Annotated in this window: 12 protein-coding genes; 4 read left to right on the plus strand and 8 right to left on the minus strand. The window is 64.8% G+C overall.

What is annotated here, in order from left to right; genetic code table 11:
- The first annotated feature begins 36 nt into the window (after nucleotides 1-36).
- Both PQR02_RS23935 and queF read left to right on the plus strand, forming a co-directional pair.
- Nucleotides 37-939 (plus strand): 5'-nucleotidase, encoded by a 903-nt coding sequence (locus PQR02_RS23935; RefSeq protein WP_149668444.1) that lies wholly within the window; start codon nucleotides 37-39, stop codon nucleotides 937-939.
- Nucleotides 936-1,760: an NADPH-dependent 7-cyano-7-deazaguanine reductase QueF gene (gene queF, locus PQR02_RS23940; protein ID WP_408236803.1), complete on the plus strand. Its 825-nt coding sequence runs from the start codon at nucleotides 936-938 to the stop codon at nucleotides 1,758-1,760. The genes PQR02_RS23935 and queF overlap by 4 nt, the downstream gene beginning before the upstream one ends.
- Nucleotides 1,761-1,811: 51 nt before the next feature.
- Here queF and PQR02_RS23945 read toward each other — a convergent pair whose 3' ends face one another.
- From PQR02_RS23945 to PQR02_RS23955, 3 genes are all read right to left on the minus strand, one after another.
- Entirely contained in the window at nucleotides 1,812-2,198 is a 387-nt protein-coding gene (locus tag PQR02_RS23945) for a RidA family protein (RefSeq protein ID WP_128586072.1), read from the minus strand.
- Between the two features lie 74 nt (nucleotides 2,199-2,272).
- The gene (locus PQR02_RS23950) at nucleotides 2,273-3,754 is read right to left on the minus strand and encodes an N-acyl-D-amino-acid deacylase family protein (protein ID WP_408236806.1); all 1,482 of its coding nucleotides are present in this window, start codon (nucleotides 3,752-3,754) and stop codon (nucleotides 2,273-2,275) included.
- Between the two features lie 3 nt (nucleotides 3,755-3,757).
- Nucleotides 3,758-4,648 carry a MurR/RpiR family transcriptional regulator gene (locus PQR02_RS23955; protein WP_408236809.1) on the minus strand — a complete coding sequence of 297 codons (891 nt, stop codon included), beginning with the start codon at nucleotides 4,646-4,648 and terminating at the stop codon, nucleotides 3,758-3,760.
- 156 nt (nucleotides 4,649-4,804) lie between these two features.
- On the opposite strand from PQR02_RS23955, the gene PQR02_RS23960 reads away from it, so the two are divergent.
- Entirely contained in the window at nucleotides 4,805-6,082 is a 1,278-nt protein-coding gene (locus PQR02_RS23960) for an amino acid deaminase (RefSeq protein ID WP_408236813.1), read from the plus strand.
- 165 nt (nucleotides 6,083-6,247) lie between these two features.
- Here PQR02_RS23960 and PQR02_RS23965 read toward each other — a convergent pair whose 3' ends face one another.
- A complete protein-coding gene (locus tag PQR02_RS23965) occupies nucleotides 6,248-6,760 on the minus strand; it encodes a MarR family winged helix-turn-helix transcriptional regulator (RefSeq protein WP_408236816.1) in 513 nt (170 codons plus the stop codon).
- A 31-nt stretch (nucleotides 6,761-6,791) separates the two neighbouring features.
- Nucleotides 6,792-8,387 carry an MDR family MFS transporter gene (locus PQR02_RS23970; RefSeq protein ID WP_408236819.1) on the minus strand — a complete coding sequence of 532 codons (1,596 nt, stop codon included), beginning with the start codon at nucleotides 8,385-8,387 and terminating at the stop codon, nucleotides 6,792-6,794.
- Between the two features lie 139 nt (nucleotides 8,388-8,526).
- Between PQR02_RS23970 and PQR02_RS23975 the strand changes: the two genes are divergently transcribed.
- Entirely contained in the window at nucleotides 8,527-9,363 is an 837-nt protein-coding gene (locus PQR02_RS23975; protein ID WP_408236822.1) for an EcsC family protein, read from the plus strand.
- On the opposite strand, the gene PQR02_RS23980 is transcribed toward PQR02_RS23975, so the two are convergent.
- The 3 genes from PQR02_RS23980 to PQR02_RS23990 all read right to left on the minus strand — a co-directional run bounded on the left by PQR02_RS23980 (nucleotide 9,333) and on the right by PQR02_RS23990 (nucleotide 15,797).
- Nucleotides 9,333-10,310 (minus strand): alpha/beta hydrolase, encoded by a 978-nt coding sequence (locus tag PQR02_RS23980; protein WP_408236825.1) that lies wholly within the window; start codon nucleotides 10,308-10,310, stop codon nucleotides 9,333-9,335. The genes PQR02_RS23975 and PQR02_RS23980 overlap by 31 nt on opposite strands.
- Before the next feature lie 121 nt (nucleotides 10,311-10,431).
- Nucleotides 10,432-10,866, minus strand: coding sequence for a CHRD domain-containing protein (locus tag PQR02_RS23985; protein ID WP_408236828.1), 435 nt, complete (start codon nucleotides 10,864-10,866; stop codon nucleotides 10,432-10,434).
- 500 nt (nucleotides 10,867-11,366) lie between these two features.
- The gene (locus tag PQR02_RS23990; protein ID WP_408236973.1) at nucleotides 11,367-15,797 is read right to left on the minus strand and encodes an ATP-binding protein; all 4,431 of its coding nucleotides are present in this window, start codon (nucleotides 15,795-15,797) and stop codon (nucleotides 11,367-11,369) included.
- Nucleotides 15,798-15,846 lie beyond the last annotated feature (49 nt).

The following is a 15,846-nucleotide window of genomic DNA, read 5'->3' on the forward strand; positions in this document are numbered from 1 at the left end:
TTTCCTCGCCTGATCTCCTGGGATTGAAACGCGCAGATGGCTCTTTCGCTCGTCGACAAACTGGTGGTGGCAATCTCGTCGCGCGCGCTGTTCGACTTCGAGGAAGAGAACCGCGTGTACGAGGAAGGCGACCTGCACGCCTATGAAGCCTTGCAGCGCGACCGGCTGAACGTGCCGGCCAAACCGGGCGTCGCGTTTCCGCTGATCCGCAAGCTGCTGGCATTGAACGCCGGCGGCCATCGCGTCGAAGTGGTGATCCTGTCGCGCAGCGATCCGATCAGCGGATTGCGCGCGTTTCATTCGTGCCGTGAACATGGGCTGGCGATCGAGCGCGGTGTCTTCACACGGGGACGCGCGCCATTCGGTTATCTGAAGCCGTTGAACGCATCGCTGTTTCTGTCCGCGAATCAGCAGGACGTGCGCGACGCGCTGGCCGCCGGATTTCCCGCCGCGCGCGTGTTGCCCGAATCGGCGAAAATGGCGAGCAAGTATCCGGACGAAATCCGCATTGCCTTCGACGGCGACGCCGTGCTGTTTTCCGACGAAGCCGAGCGCGTGTTCCAGAAGGACGGTCTGCGCGCCTTCGTCGGCCACGAGACTCATAACAAGGACCTGCCGCTCGCGGACGGTCCGTTGAAGCCGCTGCTCGAAGCGCTGCACCGGCTGCAAAAACTCGCGGACCAAGCCGCGCCGATGCATATTCGTACGGCATTGGTGACGGCGCGCTCGGCGCCCGCGCACGAGCGCGCGATCCGCACCCTGATGGCGTGGAACATCGAAATCGACGAAGCGATGTTCCTCGGCGGCCTCGACAAGAGCGCATTCCTGCGAGAGTTCGAGCCGGACTTTTTCTTCGACGACCAAATTGGCCATTGCGAATCGGCCCGCGTCGTGACGGCGACCGGGCACGTGCTGAGTGGCATCGTGAATGCATCATGACACCCGAACAATCTCCGCTGGGTAAAGCCTCCACTTACACCGAACAGTACGACGCGTCGCTGCTGTTTCCGATTGCGCGCAAAAGCGCGCGCGAGGCGATCGGGATCGGCGCGCAATTGCCGTTTTTCGGCACGGACATCTGGAATGCGTATGAGTTGTCGTGGCTGAACAAGCGCGGCAAGCCGCAGATCGCGGTGGCGACTTTCTTCGTGTCGGCCGACTCGCCGAACATCGTCGAGTCGAAGTCGTTCAAGCTCTATCTGGGCTCGTTCGCGCAGACGGCCTTTGAATCGATCGAGGTGGTGCGCGACACGCTCAAACGCGCTGTGTCCGCGGCTTGCGGCTCAACTGTGTCGGTTCATCTGGCGACGCCGCACGAGTTCGGCAAGCTGCAAATGGAAGAGTTCGAAGGCCTGTCGCTGGATCGGCTGGATCTGGACGCCGAGGTTTATCAGCCGGACGCTTCACTGCTGAGCGCGGCGCACGATGAAGCGCCGGTAGAGGAAACGCTGTTCTCCAACCTGCTGAAGTCGAACTGCCCGGTGACCGGACAGCCCGATTGGGGCAGCGTGCAGATTCATTACGTCGGGCCGCAGATCAATCAGGCGGGACTGCTGCGCTACATCATCTCTTACCGCAATCACACCGGCTTTCACGAGCAGTGTGTCGAGCGGATTTTTATCGACGTGATGAAAGCCTGCAAGCCGGTCAAGCTGGCGGTGTACGCGCGCTATACGCGGCGCGGCGGGCTGGACATCAACCCGTTCCGCACCAACTACAATTTGCCGATGCCCGACAACATGCGTCTGGCCCGGCAATAAAAAACCATCGGGAAGTCGCTAAGGGCCTTCCCCCTCGGCGACTGAAACCCATCAAGCCGTCGGCTTCTTATAAGCGACGCAATCCACTTCCACCCTGCAGTCGATCACCATCGACGAAACCACACAGGCGCGCGCCGGCGGATTGTCACCGAAGTACTCGCGGAACACCTTGTTGAACGACGCGAAGTCACGCGGATCGTCGAGCCACACGCCGCAGCGCACGACATGCTCCGCGCCATAGCCTGCTTCCTTCAGAATGGCGAACACGTTCTGAATCGCCTTATGCGATTGCTCGACGATCCCGCCATTGATCACTTCGCCGTTTTCCATCGGCGTCTGACCCGACACGAACAGCCAGCCGTCCGCTTCGACTGCTCGTGCAAACGGCATATGCTGACCGCCCGTTCCCTTTCCGCCTTCAACGCCATAACGCTTCATCATCACACTCCTCATAAAGTCCGGCGCGGGCTCGGCACCAGCGCCGCGCCCGCCACGATCAATCGATTAAAAAATCAGAACGCGCCGTGCGCGTCGCTCTTCGACGCCGCGCCGCGCGCGACGAAGTGACCGGCCCGCTCGCCCGTGACCGCGCCATCGCGATACGTCAGCACGCCGTTCACCCACACCGCGTCGATGCCGTCCGCTGCCTGCTGCGGGTTCTCGAATGTCGCGGCGTCGCGCACTTTGTCCGGGCTGAACAGCACCAGGTCGGCGTGATAGCCGATGTGCACCTCGCCGCGCTGCGTGAGGCCGAAGCGACGCGCCGACAGGCTGGTCATCTTGCGCACGGCCTCTTCGAGCGGCAGCAGACCGGCGTCGCGCGCGTAATGGCCGAGCACGCGCGGAAACGCACCCCACAAGCGTGGATGCGGCAGCGGATCGTTCGGCAAACCGTCCGAGCCGACCATCGTCGCGGGATGCGACAGGATGCGTCGCACGTCCTCTTCCGACATGTTGTGATACACCGCGCCCGCCGGTAGCAGGCGCTTGCCCGCTTCCTGCTGCGTGACGCCCCACTGCGCGGCGATCTCCGTCAGGAGCTTGCCGGCCATCTCCGGATGCGGCTCGGACCACGTGATCGTGATGTCGATATCGCCCGTGATCTGCTTCAGAGCCAGCGTCGACGAACTGCGGTTGTACGGATAGCAATCGCAGCCGATCGGCTGCATGCTCCGCGCGCCTTCGAGCGACTGCAGCACTTCTTCGCTGCGTCCCCAGTTCGACGGGCCCGCGCACTTCAGATGCGAGATCACGACCGGCACATGCGCATGACGGCCGATGCGGTACGCCTCGTCCATCGCGTCGAGAATCGCGTCGAACTCGGTGCGCATGTGCGTCGTGTACAGCGCACCGGCGGCGGCGAGCGGCTCGGCCAACGCCATCACTTCTTCGGTCGGCGCGGCGAACGCCGAACCGTACGCGAGCCCCGAGCTCAGACCCAGCGCGCCGTTGGCCAGCGCCTCTTCGAGCTGCGCGCGCATGCCGTCGATTTCCTGCGGCGTCGCCGCGCGATCGAGCCGGTCCATCTGATTGCTGCGCAACGCCGTGTGCCCGATCAAGGCGCCGACATTCACCGCCGGACGCGCGGCGTTGACCGCCTTCACGTACTCGGCGAAGGTCGGGTACTGGAACGCGCCGCGCTCACCGAGCAGGTTCATCGGATCGGGCGGATCGCCCTTCAGCGTAACTGGCGACGCGCTGATCCCGCAATTGCCGACGATCACCGTCGTCACGCCCTGCGTGATCTTCGGCAGCATTTGCGGCGAGCGGATCACGTGCGTGTCGTCGTGCGTGTGCACGTCGATGAAGCCCGGCGCCAGCGCGCGGCCCTCGGCCTCGATCACTTCTTCGGCGAGCCAGTTCGACAGATTGCCGATCGCGACGATACGGCCGTCGCGGACCGCCACGTCGCGCTCGACGGGCGGCGCGCCGGTGCCGTCATAGAGTTGCCCGCCGACGATCAGCGTATCGGCGGCTTCGGGATGCGAATGCATGAATCAGTCTCCTAACGGTTGTCGATCGCCGCCGCCGCGGTGCGCGTCGAGCGCGTGCTTCATGCGGCGCAGCAATTCACGGCTCTCGTCACCCTGGCTGACGGCAAGTTCGGTGACGAGCACATCGAGCGCCATCATCATCGCGTAGCGCGACGACGACGGCTTGTAAATGAAATCCGTCTCGAACGCGACGATCGGGATCACCCAATCAGCGAGTTGCGCCAGCGGCGAGGTGGGCGCGGTCAGCGCGATCACCGTCGCGCCGTAGCTGCGCGCGATCTTGCAGTTCTCGACCATCTCGGGCACCCGCCCGGTAGTGGACAACGCGATCACCACGCACTCGCGCGACACGGTGCTCGCCACCATGCGCTGCAACAAGCCGTCCTGATAGGTCGCGACCGGCCGGCCGAGACGCACGAGCCGAAACCGCATCTCGTCGGCGAGCGCGGTCGAGCCGCCGCCCATGCCGAACACGTAGATCATGCGCGCCGCGCGCAGCGCGGCCGCCGCGTCGCTCAAAGGCGCCTGGCGCAGCAGCCGATGGTTGTGCGCCAGCGCAGTTTGCAGTTCATCGAACACGCGGGTCGCGATCGGCTCGGGCGCGTCGCCGGGGCGGCCCGGCTGCAGGAAGCGCTGACCGACCGCGGCCGCTTGCGCGAGTCGCAGCTTCAGCTCGCGCACGTCACGGCAACCCACCGCCTTTGCAAAGCGCGTGACGGTCGCGACGCTCACCTCGGCCTGCTGCGCGAGCGCGCCGATGCTGGCACGCGAAGCGCCCGTCAGATCGTCGAGGATCAGCGCGGCGACCTTGCGCTCGGCCGAACGCAGTTCGGGCGCGCATTCGGCGATGCGCGCGACGATGTCGAAGGTCAGCGGTTCGGCGGTCAGGTTCATTGCGGACTGTGGGGGAATCGCGCGGAGGCCTGCGCCGACTTGCAACGCGCCTTCGGCCAACTTGGTACTAAATAACATTTCTCCGACCATCGTACTTTCGGTAACATGGTAAAGTCAAATCCGATTCAATTTAACTGGTCGATGGAGCAAGGAGACATGAAAGTTACAAACTATCAAGGCGCAACGATTGATCCTTATAGCAAGGGCTTGGGCATGGTTCCGGGCGCCAGCATCCAGCTCACGGACACCGCGCGTCTCGAATGGAATCTGCTCAATGAAGACGTGAGCCTGCCCGCCGCCGTGCTGTACGCGGATCGCGTGGAGCACAACCTGAAGTGGATGCAGGCATTCGTCGCGGAATATGGCGTGAAGCTCGCGCCGCACGGTAAGACCACCATGGCGCCGCAACTGTTCCGCCGTCAGCTCGAAACCGGCGCGTGGGGCATCACGCTCGCCACCGCGCATCAGGTGCGCGCGGCGTATCACGGCGGGGTCTCGCGAATCCTGATGGCCAACCAGTTAGTCGGCCGCCGCAACATGATGATGATCGCCGAATTACTGAGCGATCCGGACTTCGAATTCTTCTGCCTCGTCGATTCGGTCGAAGGCGTCGAGCAGTTGGGCGAGTTCTTCACTTCGGTGAAAAAGCCGCTGCAAGTGCTGCTCGAACTCGGCGTGGCGGGTGGCCGCACGGGTGTGCGCGATGCAGCGCAGCGCAACGCCGTGCTCGACTCGATCGCTCGCTATCCCGACGTGCTGAAGCTCGCGGGCGTCGAGTTGTACGAGGGCGTGCTGAAGGAAGAGCACGAAGTGCGCGAGTTCCTGCAAAGCGCGGTTGCGGTCACGCGTGCGCTCGTCGAAGAGGGGCGTTTCGCGCGCACGCCGGCGGTGCTGTCGGGCGCGGGTTCGGCGTGGTACGACGTGGTCGCGGAAGAATTCGTGAAGGCGTCGGAGACCGGCAAGGTCGAGATCGTGCTGCGCCCCGGCTGCTATCTGACCCATGACGTCGGTATCTATCGGAAGGCGCAGACGGATATCTTCGCCCGCAATCCGGTGGCGAAGAAGATGGGCGAGGGTTTGCTGCCGGCGCTGCAATTGTGGGCCTATGTGCAGTCGATTCCCGAGCCGGATCGCGCGATCATCGGTCTGGGCAAGCGCGACTCCGCTTTCGACGCGGGCCTGCCGGAACCGGCGCGCCATTATCGTCCGGGGAGCGTTGCGCCGCGCGATATCGCGGCAAGCGAAGGCTGGGAGGTTTTCGGCTTGATGGATCAGCACGCGTATTTGCGGATTCCCGCCGGCGCCGATCTGAAAGTGGGCGACATGATCGCGTTCGACATCTCGCACCCGTGCCTGACGTTCGACAAGTGGCGTCAGGTGCTGGTGCTCGATCCGGCGTATCGCGTCACCGAGGTGATCGAAACTTTCTTTTGATGGTTCCGCGAACGGCGCGCTGGGCGGTGATGCGGCGCGCCGTTTGCGGCAGGGCTTGCCGTGTCAGACAAATGAGCTTTGACGGGGCCGGCGATTCAGCGAGCGTTCCGCCCACGCTCAGGCGCCTTGAACGCGGCGCGCCCGATGTGTCATCGGGCGCGTGAATCACGACTGACGCGGCGCGCCATTACCCGCAGCGTCAGCCGCCTGCCCGACAACCGCAACCGCCTCAGCAGCGGCGTTCGCCGCAGCCGCCACTTCGCCGATCCTCGCCTCGAGCATTTTTAACGCACCCGACAGCGCGCTCAACGCTTCATCCGGCAGCGCGGCCATAGTGTCGTGCAAGAACGCATTGCGACGCGGCAAGCTCGCCTCAGTCGCGGACTGCCCGGCTTCCGTCAGGCGCACATTGGTCACGCGGTTATCGCGCGTATCCATGCTACGTGCGATCCAGCCCAGTCCTTCCAGCGTCTTCAACTGCCGCGTGAGCGCGCCCGGATCGACTCGCAGGCGCTCGACCAGGCGCTTCTGCGACGACTCGCCCGCCTGATCGTGCAAGGCGAGCAGAATGCGCCAGCGCGGCAACGGGTGGCCCACTTGCGTCTCGAATGCCGACATGAACGCCCGATAAGTACGGCCAAATTGCTGCATGACGGCGACGCGGTCCTGTTCTTCCATGATGTGCTCAGTAAAACGATGAATCTGACAATCAGTCCGCGTGAATCACGGGCTCGAGCTTGCGCTGCAGTTTGATCAGCGGCACACGGCGGCTTTGCCATACCGACACCACCGCGATGATCGCCGCCATCGCGAGACCCAGATGAATCGCCCCGACGAGTGCTTCGCGCGCGCTTTCCAGCAGCATGGCGCCGTTGTGGCCCGCATGCGTCAACTGTTCGACCAGGGTGGTTTGCGCGTCCCGGTTGATCAGGATTTGTGGATCGGCGAGCTCGGCGAACCAGTGCGATGCGTTCGCGCTCTCGAGCGCGCTGCGCACACCGCTCGCGTACATATGGCTGATCAGCGTGCCGGTCAGCGCCGTGCCGATCATCCCGCCGATCATCCGCAACGATTGCAGAAGCGCCGTCGCGATGCCCAGGTGTTCGCGGCCGGCGGTCTGCTGCGCGAAGATCGTCAGGTTCGGCATCACGAAGCCGAGCCCGAGGCCGCCCACCACCATGAACGCCATCAGCACCCACTGCTGCATGGAACGCGTCGCGACGACCACGCCGAGACACGACAGTGCAACCAGCGCAAAGCCGATGTACAGCATCAGATTCGGATTGCTCACGCGCGACACGATGCGCCCGTTGGCGATACTGCCGATCGTGATGAACACGACCAGCGGCGTGATGACGAGCCCCGCATCTTTCGGCGACATACCGAAGCCGCCCTGGAACAGCAGCGGCGCGTAGAACAGCAGCGAGAACATGGTGAAGCCGCCCAGCACGGCCAGCGTGAAGAGCGCGGCCAGGCTGCGGTTGCGGAACATGTCGACCGGCAGGATCGCCGTCGGGCAGCGCTTTTCCCACTGCCACAGCGCGTAAGCCGACGCGATGCTCAACGCGAGCAGCGCGAGCGCGCTCAAGGTCACGCCATGTTTCGGCAGCAACTCGACGAACAATTGCAGCGAGCCTAGCGCCACAGCGATCAGCGCGGCGCCGGGCCAGTCGAGCCGCATCTTGCCCGTATGCTCGACGTGCCGCAGATGCGGCAGGAAACGCCAGACGAAAAACAGCGACAGCAGGCCGACCGGCAGATTCACATAGAACACCGAGCGCCAGCCGTAGTACTGCGTGAGAAAGCCGCCCAGCGACGGCCCAACGGCATTCGCAATGCCGAACGCCGAACTCATCAGCACCTGCCAGCGCAAACGCACGACCGAGTCGGGGAACAGATCGGGAATGCAAGCGAACGCGGTGCCGACCAGCATGCCGCCGCCGATGCCCTGCAAGCCGCGCGCGAGCACCAGAAACAGCATGTTGTTGGCCGCACCGCACAGCACCGACGCCGCGGTGAATACGACGATCGACGCGATCACGAACGGCTTGCGTCCGTAGTAATCGCCGAGGCGGCCGAAGATCGGCACGGTGATGACCGAGGTCAGCAGATACGACGTGGCAACCCACGCGTACAACTCGAAGCCTCTGAGTTCCGACACGATGGTGGGCAATGCGGTGCCGACCACGGTCTGGTCGAGCGCGACCAGCATCGTGACGAACGAAATGCCGAGCATCGCCAGCAAGGATTCACGGAAGGGTAAAACTTGCCCACTCGAGTGGTGAGCCGCGGTATGAACAGCCATTTTTGATGGAGCAACAGTTGACTCGTCAAAAGATTGGGAATCATACCACGGTGCGACGCTCTAAGCGGAACGTGCCGTCGCGAGTCATCGTGCCGGCAATTAACCGAAGAATGCCCACGATATGACGCCAGGGAGGCACATGCAGCCGAGTTCGCTCGCATTAACGTTATCGGAACAGGACCTGAATGCACTGCGGCGCGCGAAACACCAACTGGAGAGCCCCGCGCTGGCGATGAAGCTGGCGAGCATCGTCGGCGCGCCGCTGGAGAAGCTGTTGGGGCGGCTGCCGGCGTACGCCAACGCAAAAGTCACGGACGCGACCGAGCTGGCGTTGCGCAAGTGCCTGTCGATCGCGCTGCGCACGCTGGGCCGGCGCGACGCCGGCCCGTTGATCGCGCCCGACAAACCGAGCAACCTGCTGCACAAGTTCGCGGTGGCGACCACCGGTGCGGCCGGCGGCGCCTTCGGCGTGTTCGCGCTGCCGGTCGAATTGCCGGTCACGACCACGCTGATGTTCCGCTCGATCTGCGACATCGGGCGCAGCGAGGGCGAGGATTTGTCGTCGATCGAAACGCAACTGCAATGTTTGACGGTGCTCGGCATGGGCGGCACGTCGAGCGAGGACGACGACGCCGAGCTCGGCTACTTCTTCATGCGCGGCGCGCTCGCGCAGGCGGTGTCGAAGGCGTCGTCCGAAATCGCGACCAAAGGGTTCAGCTCGCATGGCTCGGCGGCGCTGCTGCGGCTGCTCAACGCGATCGCCGCGCGCTTTTCGGTGCAGGTGAGCGAACAGATCGCCGCCAAATCCATTCCGGCGATCGGCGCGGTGCTGGGGGCGATGGTCAATACGGTGTTCATCGACCACTTCCAGCAGGTCGCGCACGGGCACTTCACGGTGCGGCGGCTGGAGCGGCAGTACGGCAACGAAACGATCGAGGCCGTGTATCAGACTCTCGATATCACGCTCGACGTCTGAGCGGCCGCTTGCGCGGTGTTCGCGGGGCGGCTCGTCGTGCGTCGCACGAAGGCCGCCGCGTGCGCGAGCGCACGGCTTGCTTCCGGGATGAACGGCGCGAGAATCGGCCATACGTGCGGCATCTCCTTCCACACTTCGAATTCGCAGTCGACCCCCGCCGCGCGCGCGTTGTCGGCGACACGTTGCGAATCGTCGAGCAACACTTCCGTGCTGCCGGCCATCATGAATAGCGGCGGCAAGCCGTGCAGGTCGGCGTAGACCGGCGACGCGTAAGGAGCGGTGGCCGGGCTGCCGCCGAGATAGACCTGCGCAGCCCGCGCGATCGCGGCGCCGCAGAACATCGGATCGACGCCGTCGTTGCCGCGGATGCTCGCGCCGGTCGCGGCCAGATCGGTCCATGGCGAGAACAGCAGGCCGCCTGCCGGCAGTGGATCGCCGGCGTCGCGCAGCGCCACCAGCGTGGCGAGTGCAAGACCGCCGCCGGCTGAATCGCCGGCTATCACGATCGACTCGGGCGCGGTATCCACCGCGATCAAGCGTCGATACGTCGCGAGCGCGTCATCGAGCGCCGCCGGGTAGCGATGTTCGGGCGCGAGACGGTAATCAAGCGAAAAGACCCGCGCACCAGCGCGTGTCGCCAGTCCGAACACGATCGAGCGATGGGTGCGCGGTGAGCAGAAGTAGTAGCCGCCGCCGTGGCAATACAGCACGGTGGCTGCCGGCGCATGAGCAGCCGGCGCGCCTTCGCGCTCCAGCCATTCGCCGCGCAGAGGCGCGTCGTGCGCGCCGTACGTTTCACGCAAACGCCAGCCGTGCGGCACACGCGGCGACCAGACGCGCTTCGCGGTCAGTGCACGCGCTCTCTCGACATCGAAACGCGGCTTGAGTGTCTCCGGTCGAAACTGCCTGCGCAGATACCAGCATGCGAGTGCACTTTGCCAACTCATCGGGACGCGCTCCTTCGTAACACTGTCCCGTCATGGTACGTGCGTTAAGCGCTGCGCTTGTGGACAGTGGCTTCTAATGCCGGGCGAAGGCCTCGCCACCCGGGCGTCGCGAGCGTGCCGCCTAGTTCGCCGGCAAAACCTGTCCGCGAATCTCGCCCATCGGGTTCTGCGCGGTGTGCACGTTGAAGTACCACTGCCCGGCCATCAGATCCGTGACCTGCTGCTCGGTGAGCTTGGCCGCTCCTTTGACCGGGCTCTCGAGCGCGCCCTTGTCGATCGGCACCTGGATCTTCGCGTTCTGACCGACCGGCGCGGGCCCGTGGAAATGCGCTGCGGTGGCCGGGCCGCTCAGACCTTCGTAAGTGATGGTCCATTGCAGCGATTGGGTCGACGTATCGAAGGTGGCGTTCAACATGCCATGTCCGTGGCTCACCCGGGGCGGCACTTCGCTCGAAGGTTCGAGGTCCGCCTTCAGATCGACCGTGTCCGCGAACGCGACACCCGATGCCAGCGCCCACAACACCACAGCCAGATTCAGTTTTCGTAGCGTAATCATGGTCTTCTCCGGACGTTGATGCACCGCCGCACCGATCGGTCGGTCACGCGCGGCGCTACGCCATACTAGTGCAAATCGTTGGTGCATGTTGGTGTGCGGGAACTGGCTTGACCGGCGCCAGTGTTGAGGCGTGTTCGCGGCGGCCGCTGGCTGGGTGCGGGTTGGGTAGTTGTCCGTAGTGGTTCGCGCAGGTGATCGTGGGACAAGGCGCTCGGGAACGTGTGTGCGAAGCGGGCGGTTTGAGCGCGCCTGTGCGTTAAATTCACGATCACCCGAGCGGCCTCGCCAGACGATTTCATCGCCTTATTCGAACAGTTAATTGCAAATTTTGAACTGAATCAATCGCGGCATCTCGGCTATGCTTTCGCTTGCGAGAAGTGACTCCTTCATCGAAGGATGTCTCCAAATCTTTTAACGCGGCTTCGGCCGCGTTTTTTTTGCCTTCCCGCTATTCGGCCTGATTTTCACGCGTCCGCCGCAAGCTCTCCAACAGCAACGCTCTACGCGAGCAAAGCAGCCTGCTGCTCGATGCCGTCGAGCATGGCGCTGCATTTGCCGATCAATGCGAGCCCTTCGCTACGCAAACGCTCCGGTGTTTTCTCGGCGATATCGCGGCGATATTCGCCGAGCGCTTGGGCCAGCGGCGGATATTGCAGCACGCTTGCGGCTCCTTCCAGTCGATGCAGCCACTCGCGTAGGGGCGCAATTTCGAAGCGTTCGAGCAACGGCGACAACGCCTGGACATCTTCGCGCACGGACGCGACGAACGCGTCGAGCAAGGCCTTGACGGTCGATTCGCTGCCCCACAGCTGCGTCATATGGGTCAGGTCGATCGGGACGAACGGCTGCTCCGCGTCGCGCACAACGGGCCCGACGATCGCCGGCACGCTCTGCGGTTCCACGGGCGCGGCCTGCGACGCGCCCTGCGACGCGGCATCGGAGCCGAACCAGCGGCTCAGGTAGTCGCGCAAGGTCGCGAGCCGGGTCGGCTTCACGAGGCTGTCGTCCATCCCCGCGTCCCGGCATTGCCGCAGATCGTCAGGCGCGGTGTTCGCCGTGATGCCGAGGATCGGCAACCGGGACGCGCCGCCCTGTTCGCTCTCGCGCACGCGCCGCGTGAGTTCGTAGCCGGACACGTTCGGCATATGGCAATCCGTGATCAGGCAGCCATAACTCGTGCGCTCCAGCGCGCTCAGCGCCTCCGCGCCGTCGTTCACCACGTCGCACGCGAAACCGAGCAAAGCCAGTTGATGACGAATCAGCTCCAGATTGACCGGATGATCTTCCGCGACAAGAATCAGCCGGCCGCTGGTGATGGCCCGTTCGCGATCCGGCGCCGTCGCGACGCCTTCGGCCGCACGCGGCATACCGGCCGCGGGCCGCGCGACCGACGGCAGCCCCGTCATCGCCGCGGCGCACGCCGCGCCAAGGCCGCGCCACGAGATTGGATTGACGCTCAAGCGCACCTCGTTGTCGAGAATGCGGTAGCCCGTCGGCTTCGGCTTCTCGGTCAGGCTGATGATGCGGGTGGCCGGACCGATGTTCGCGGCCAACTGTACCAGCAGGTCTTCGCTGACGAACAGCAGATCCGTTCCGGTCAGCGCGGTGCGATCGCGTAGTTCGGCGGCGTCCGCTTCGAGGCTGCGCAAGTGGAGCCCAAGCGCCTCGCCGAAGTGAATCAGCGCGCGGCCAACCCGCCTGTCAGCGGTCATCACGATGGCGCGCTTGCCGCGCAAGCCGCTGACATGCGAGCGCTGCGCCACGACCGGCATGGTGAGCCGCAAGATCATGCACGTGCCGCGGCCAGGTTCGCTGCGCAACGCGAGCGTGCCGTCCATCAGATCAATCAGCTTGCGGCAGATCGTCAGCCCGAGGCCCGTACCGCCGAAACGCCGCGTGGTCGACGACTCCGCCTGCACGAACGGCTCGAACAGACTTGCCTGCACGTCGGGCGCGATGCCGATGCCGGTGTCCTCCACGGTCATTTCGAGCGTTTGGCCGGCGTCGCTCTGCTCGACGATCACCACGCCCACGTCGACCTCGCCCTTCGGCGTGAACTTGATTGCATTGCCGACCAGGTTGAACAGGATCTGCCGCAATCGCACGCTGTCGCCGCGCAGCGTGGCCGCGACTTCCGCCGCGATATCCACGCGCACCTTCAGCCCCTTTTCGTGCGCGCGGCCCGCCAGCAGGCCCACGGCGTTGTCGACCAGTTCGCGTATGTCGATGGGCTCGGCTTCGAGCGTCAGCCGCCCCGCTTCGATCTTCGAGTAGTCGAGCAGATCGTCGAGGATCTGCAGCAGCGCGCCCGCGGACTCGTGAATCAGGCTCAGCATCTCGCCTTGATCCGTATTGAGCGGCGTGCGCTCCAGTACCTCGACGAGACCCAGCACGCCGTTCATCGGTGTGCGGATTTCGTGGCTCATCATCGCGAAGAAGTTGTCTTTCGCACGCGACGCGGCTTCGGCCATGTCGCGCGCACGCGCGAGTTCCTCGGAGCGGGCGCGCTCCACGCTGGCGTCCACCCAGAAGCCGCTCCACACGACGCTGCCATCCGCCTCGCGGCGCGGCACCAGTTCGGCGCGCACCCACGTGATCTGCTGCTCGCTCCTGAGGCGAAACTCCATATGCACCGGCGTTGCGCAGCGCGCGGAGCGCTCCAGTTCAGCCACCACGAACTCGCGGTCCTCGTGCGCTACCCGGTTGAAGTCGACCAGGGCGTGATGATTCGGCGACCCGTCGTAATCGCCCAGCAAATGCCGCGCGCCGCCGCCGATATACGGAAATGAATACGCGCCGCTCGCGCTGCGGCGCAGCTGAAATACCACCGCCGGCAACGAGCGCGTCACGTCGAACAGAAGCCGTTCGGTTTCGCGCGCGAGCATTTCGGCGCGCCGGATATTGGTGATGTCGACCATCGTGCCGACGAGGCACACGGGTTGTGCGTCGCTGCCGTAGCACACGCTGCTCCAGAACAGACCGTGGCGCGCGTCGCCGGCGCTGTTTTCGAACTGCAATTCCACCTCGGCGGTGCCGCCTTTGAGCACTTCGTGCGTCATGTCGTCGAGGATCCGGCTGTTCACTTCGCCCCATGTGCGCACGTCCATCGTCGTGCGTCCGAGGACGGCCTCGCGACGCTTGCCGCACGCTTCTTCATAGGCCCGGTTGACCGCCAGATACCGGCCCTTCAGGTCCTTGGCGACGAACGCGTAGGGCACCGTCTCCATCATGGCTTCCTGGAAATTGACCTGCAGCGCGAGTTGGCATTCGGTTTCCTTGCGCAGTCTGACCTCGCGTTGCAGCAGCAGATAGGCGCGCAACGTGACCAGCAACACCACGCCGATGCCGATCAACACCGGCAGCAGACGCACTGCGGTCACACTCCATACGCCTTTGTCCGGTCCGGCGCCGGTCACCCATTTCTGGCGGATACGCTGCTTCTCCGCCGTCGGCATGGCCTGCAACGCGCGGTCGATCATCCCGGCGAGCGGCCGCAGGTCCGAACGGACCGCGAAGTTGAGCGAGTCGGATTCGCCTAGCGTGCCGAGAATCTTCAGAACGCCGGCATAGCGGCGCTTCATCTGGAAATCGACGGCTGCCGCGTTGTCCACCGTTACGTCCGCCTCGCCGTGCGCGACCATGCGCAGCGCGTCGTCCAGACTGGGCGCGACGACGATATGGTCGGGCGCGATGGCGTCGAACGCATCCGGATTCGAACCCGCCACGTGCGCCGAAATCACGGCGCGCCGCCACACGACATCGTCGAGCGGGCGCGCGCGCGGATCGCCCGCGCGCCCGACGATCACCAGCGGGTCGCTTTCGTAAGCGCGGCTATAGCTTGCATCGTTCAATGGCGGCCCATGACTGGACGCCGTGGCGAGCATCGCCAGTTCGCCGCGCTGGAAAGCTTCCACGATGGCGGGCCAGTCGGACAGGCGGGCGCGGTTGAACACGATGCCAAGCGTGCTGCTCAAATAGGCCAGATACTCCGCGGTGATGCCGGCGGGACGGCCGGAGTCGTCGACCAGGCTGAAAGGCGGCCAATTGCTGTCGAAGCCGATCTGCAACGGCGGCAATGAACGAAGCCACGCCTTCTCTTGCGCCGTCAGCACGAGTTGACGCGCCGCGCCGGCCGGTTCCGCGTTGAAGTTGCCGGACAGCCAGCGCACACGAATCGCCGCGCCTTCGGCCGGGTTCATCGACGCGAGCGCGCGATTGAGCTGATCCCGCAGCGCGGTCCTCGCGCGGGGCACGCCAAAGCGTAACTCTGCAATCGCGCCGGCTTCTTCGAACGCGACATGCAGACTGCGAAATTCCTCGGTGGCCAAACCGTACTGGACGACCGGGGTGAAACCGAAATAGGCATCGGCTTCGCCGCGGACAACTGCGGCGAGCGCCGCGCGCGTGGTCGCGTAGGCATTGATCTCGGCGCGCGGAAAGCTGTCGCGGACGGGTCGCTCGAGCGCAAAGCCCCGCTCGATTGCAACGCGCGCGCCGGCGAGTTCGCGGCGGCTCGAATAGCGGTCGCCGTCGCGGCGAACCACGGCCGAGATGGAAGAGCGGAAGTACGGCGCCGTGAAAATGATGCACTGTTCGCGCTCGGGCGTGCGCGCGACGCTCATCAGCAAGTCGATGTTGCCCGCGCAGGCGGCGGCGAGCAGTTGCGGCATGTCGGGAAACACCTGCGCTTCGATCGCGACGTTCGGACCCACCAGCGCGCGCAGATAGTCGCCGCTGACGCCAGTCAGCCTGCCGTCCTGCAACATGTCGAACGGCGCCCAGCCACCCGCGAGCACGCCGACGATCAATTTAGCGGGAAACGCGCGCGCGGCGGGGATACGTGCGCCACCCCCGGACGGTTCGGCGACGGACGAGATCACGGCCGCCGATAAAAACAAGGCGAGCAGAAACCACGACCCGCGCCGCAGCATGCGCTTCACGGCGATGCGCTGGAGAGGACGCACGATGAACAGGATGAAC

This window comes from Paraburkholderia sediminicola (assembly GCF_046026895.1).
GTDB classification, from domain to species: domain Bacteria; phylum Pseudomonadota; class Gammaproteobacteria; order Burkholderiales; family Burkholderiaceae; genus Paraburkholderia; species Paraburkholderia sediminicola_C.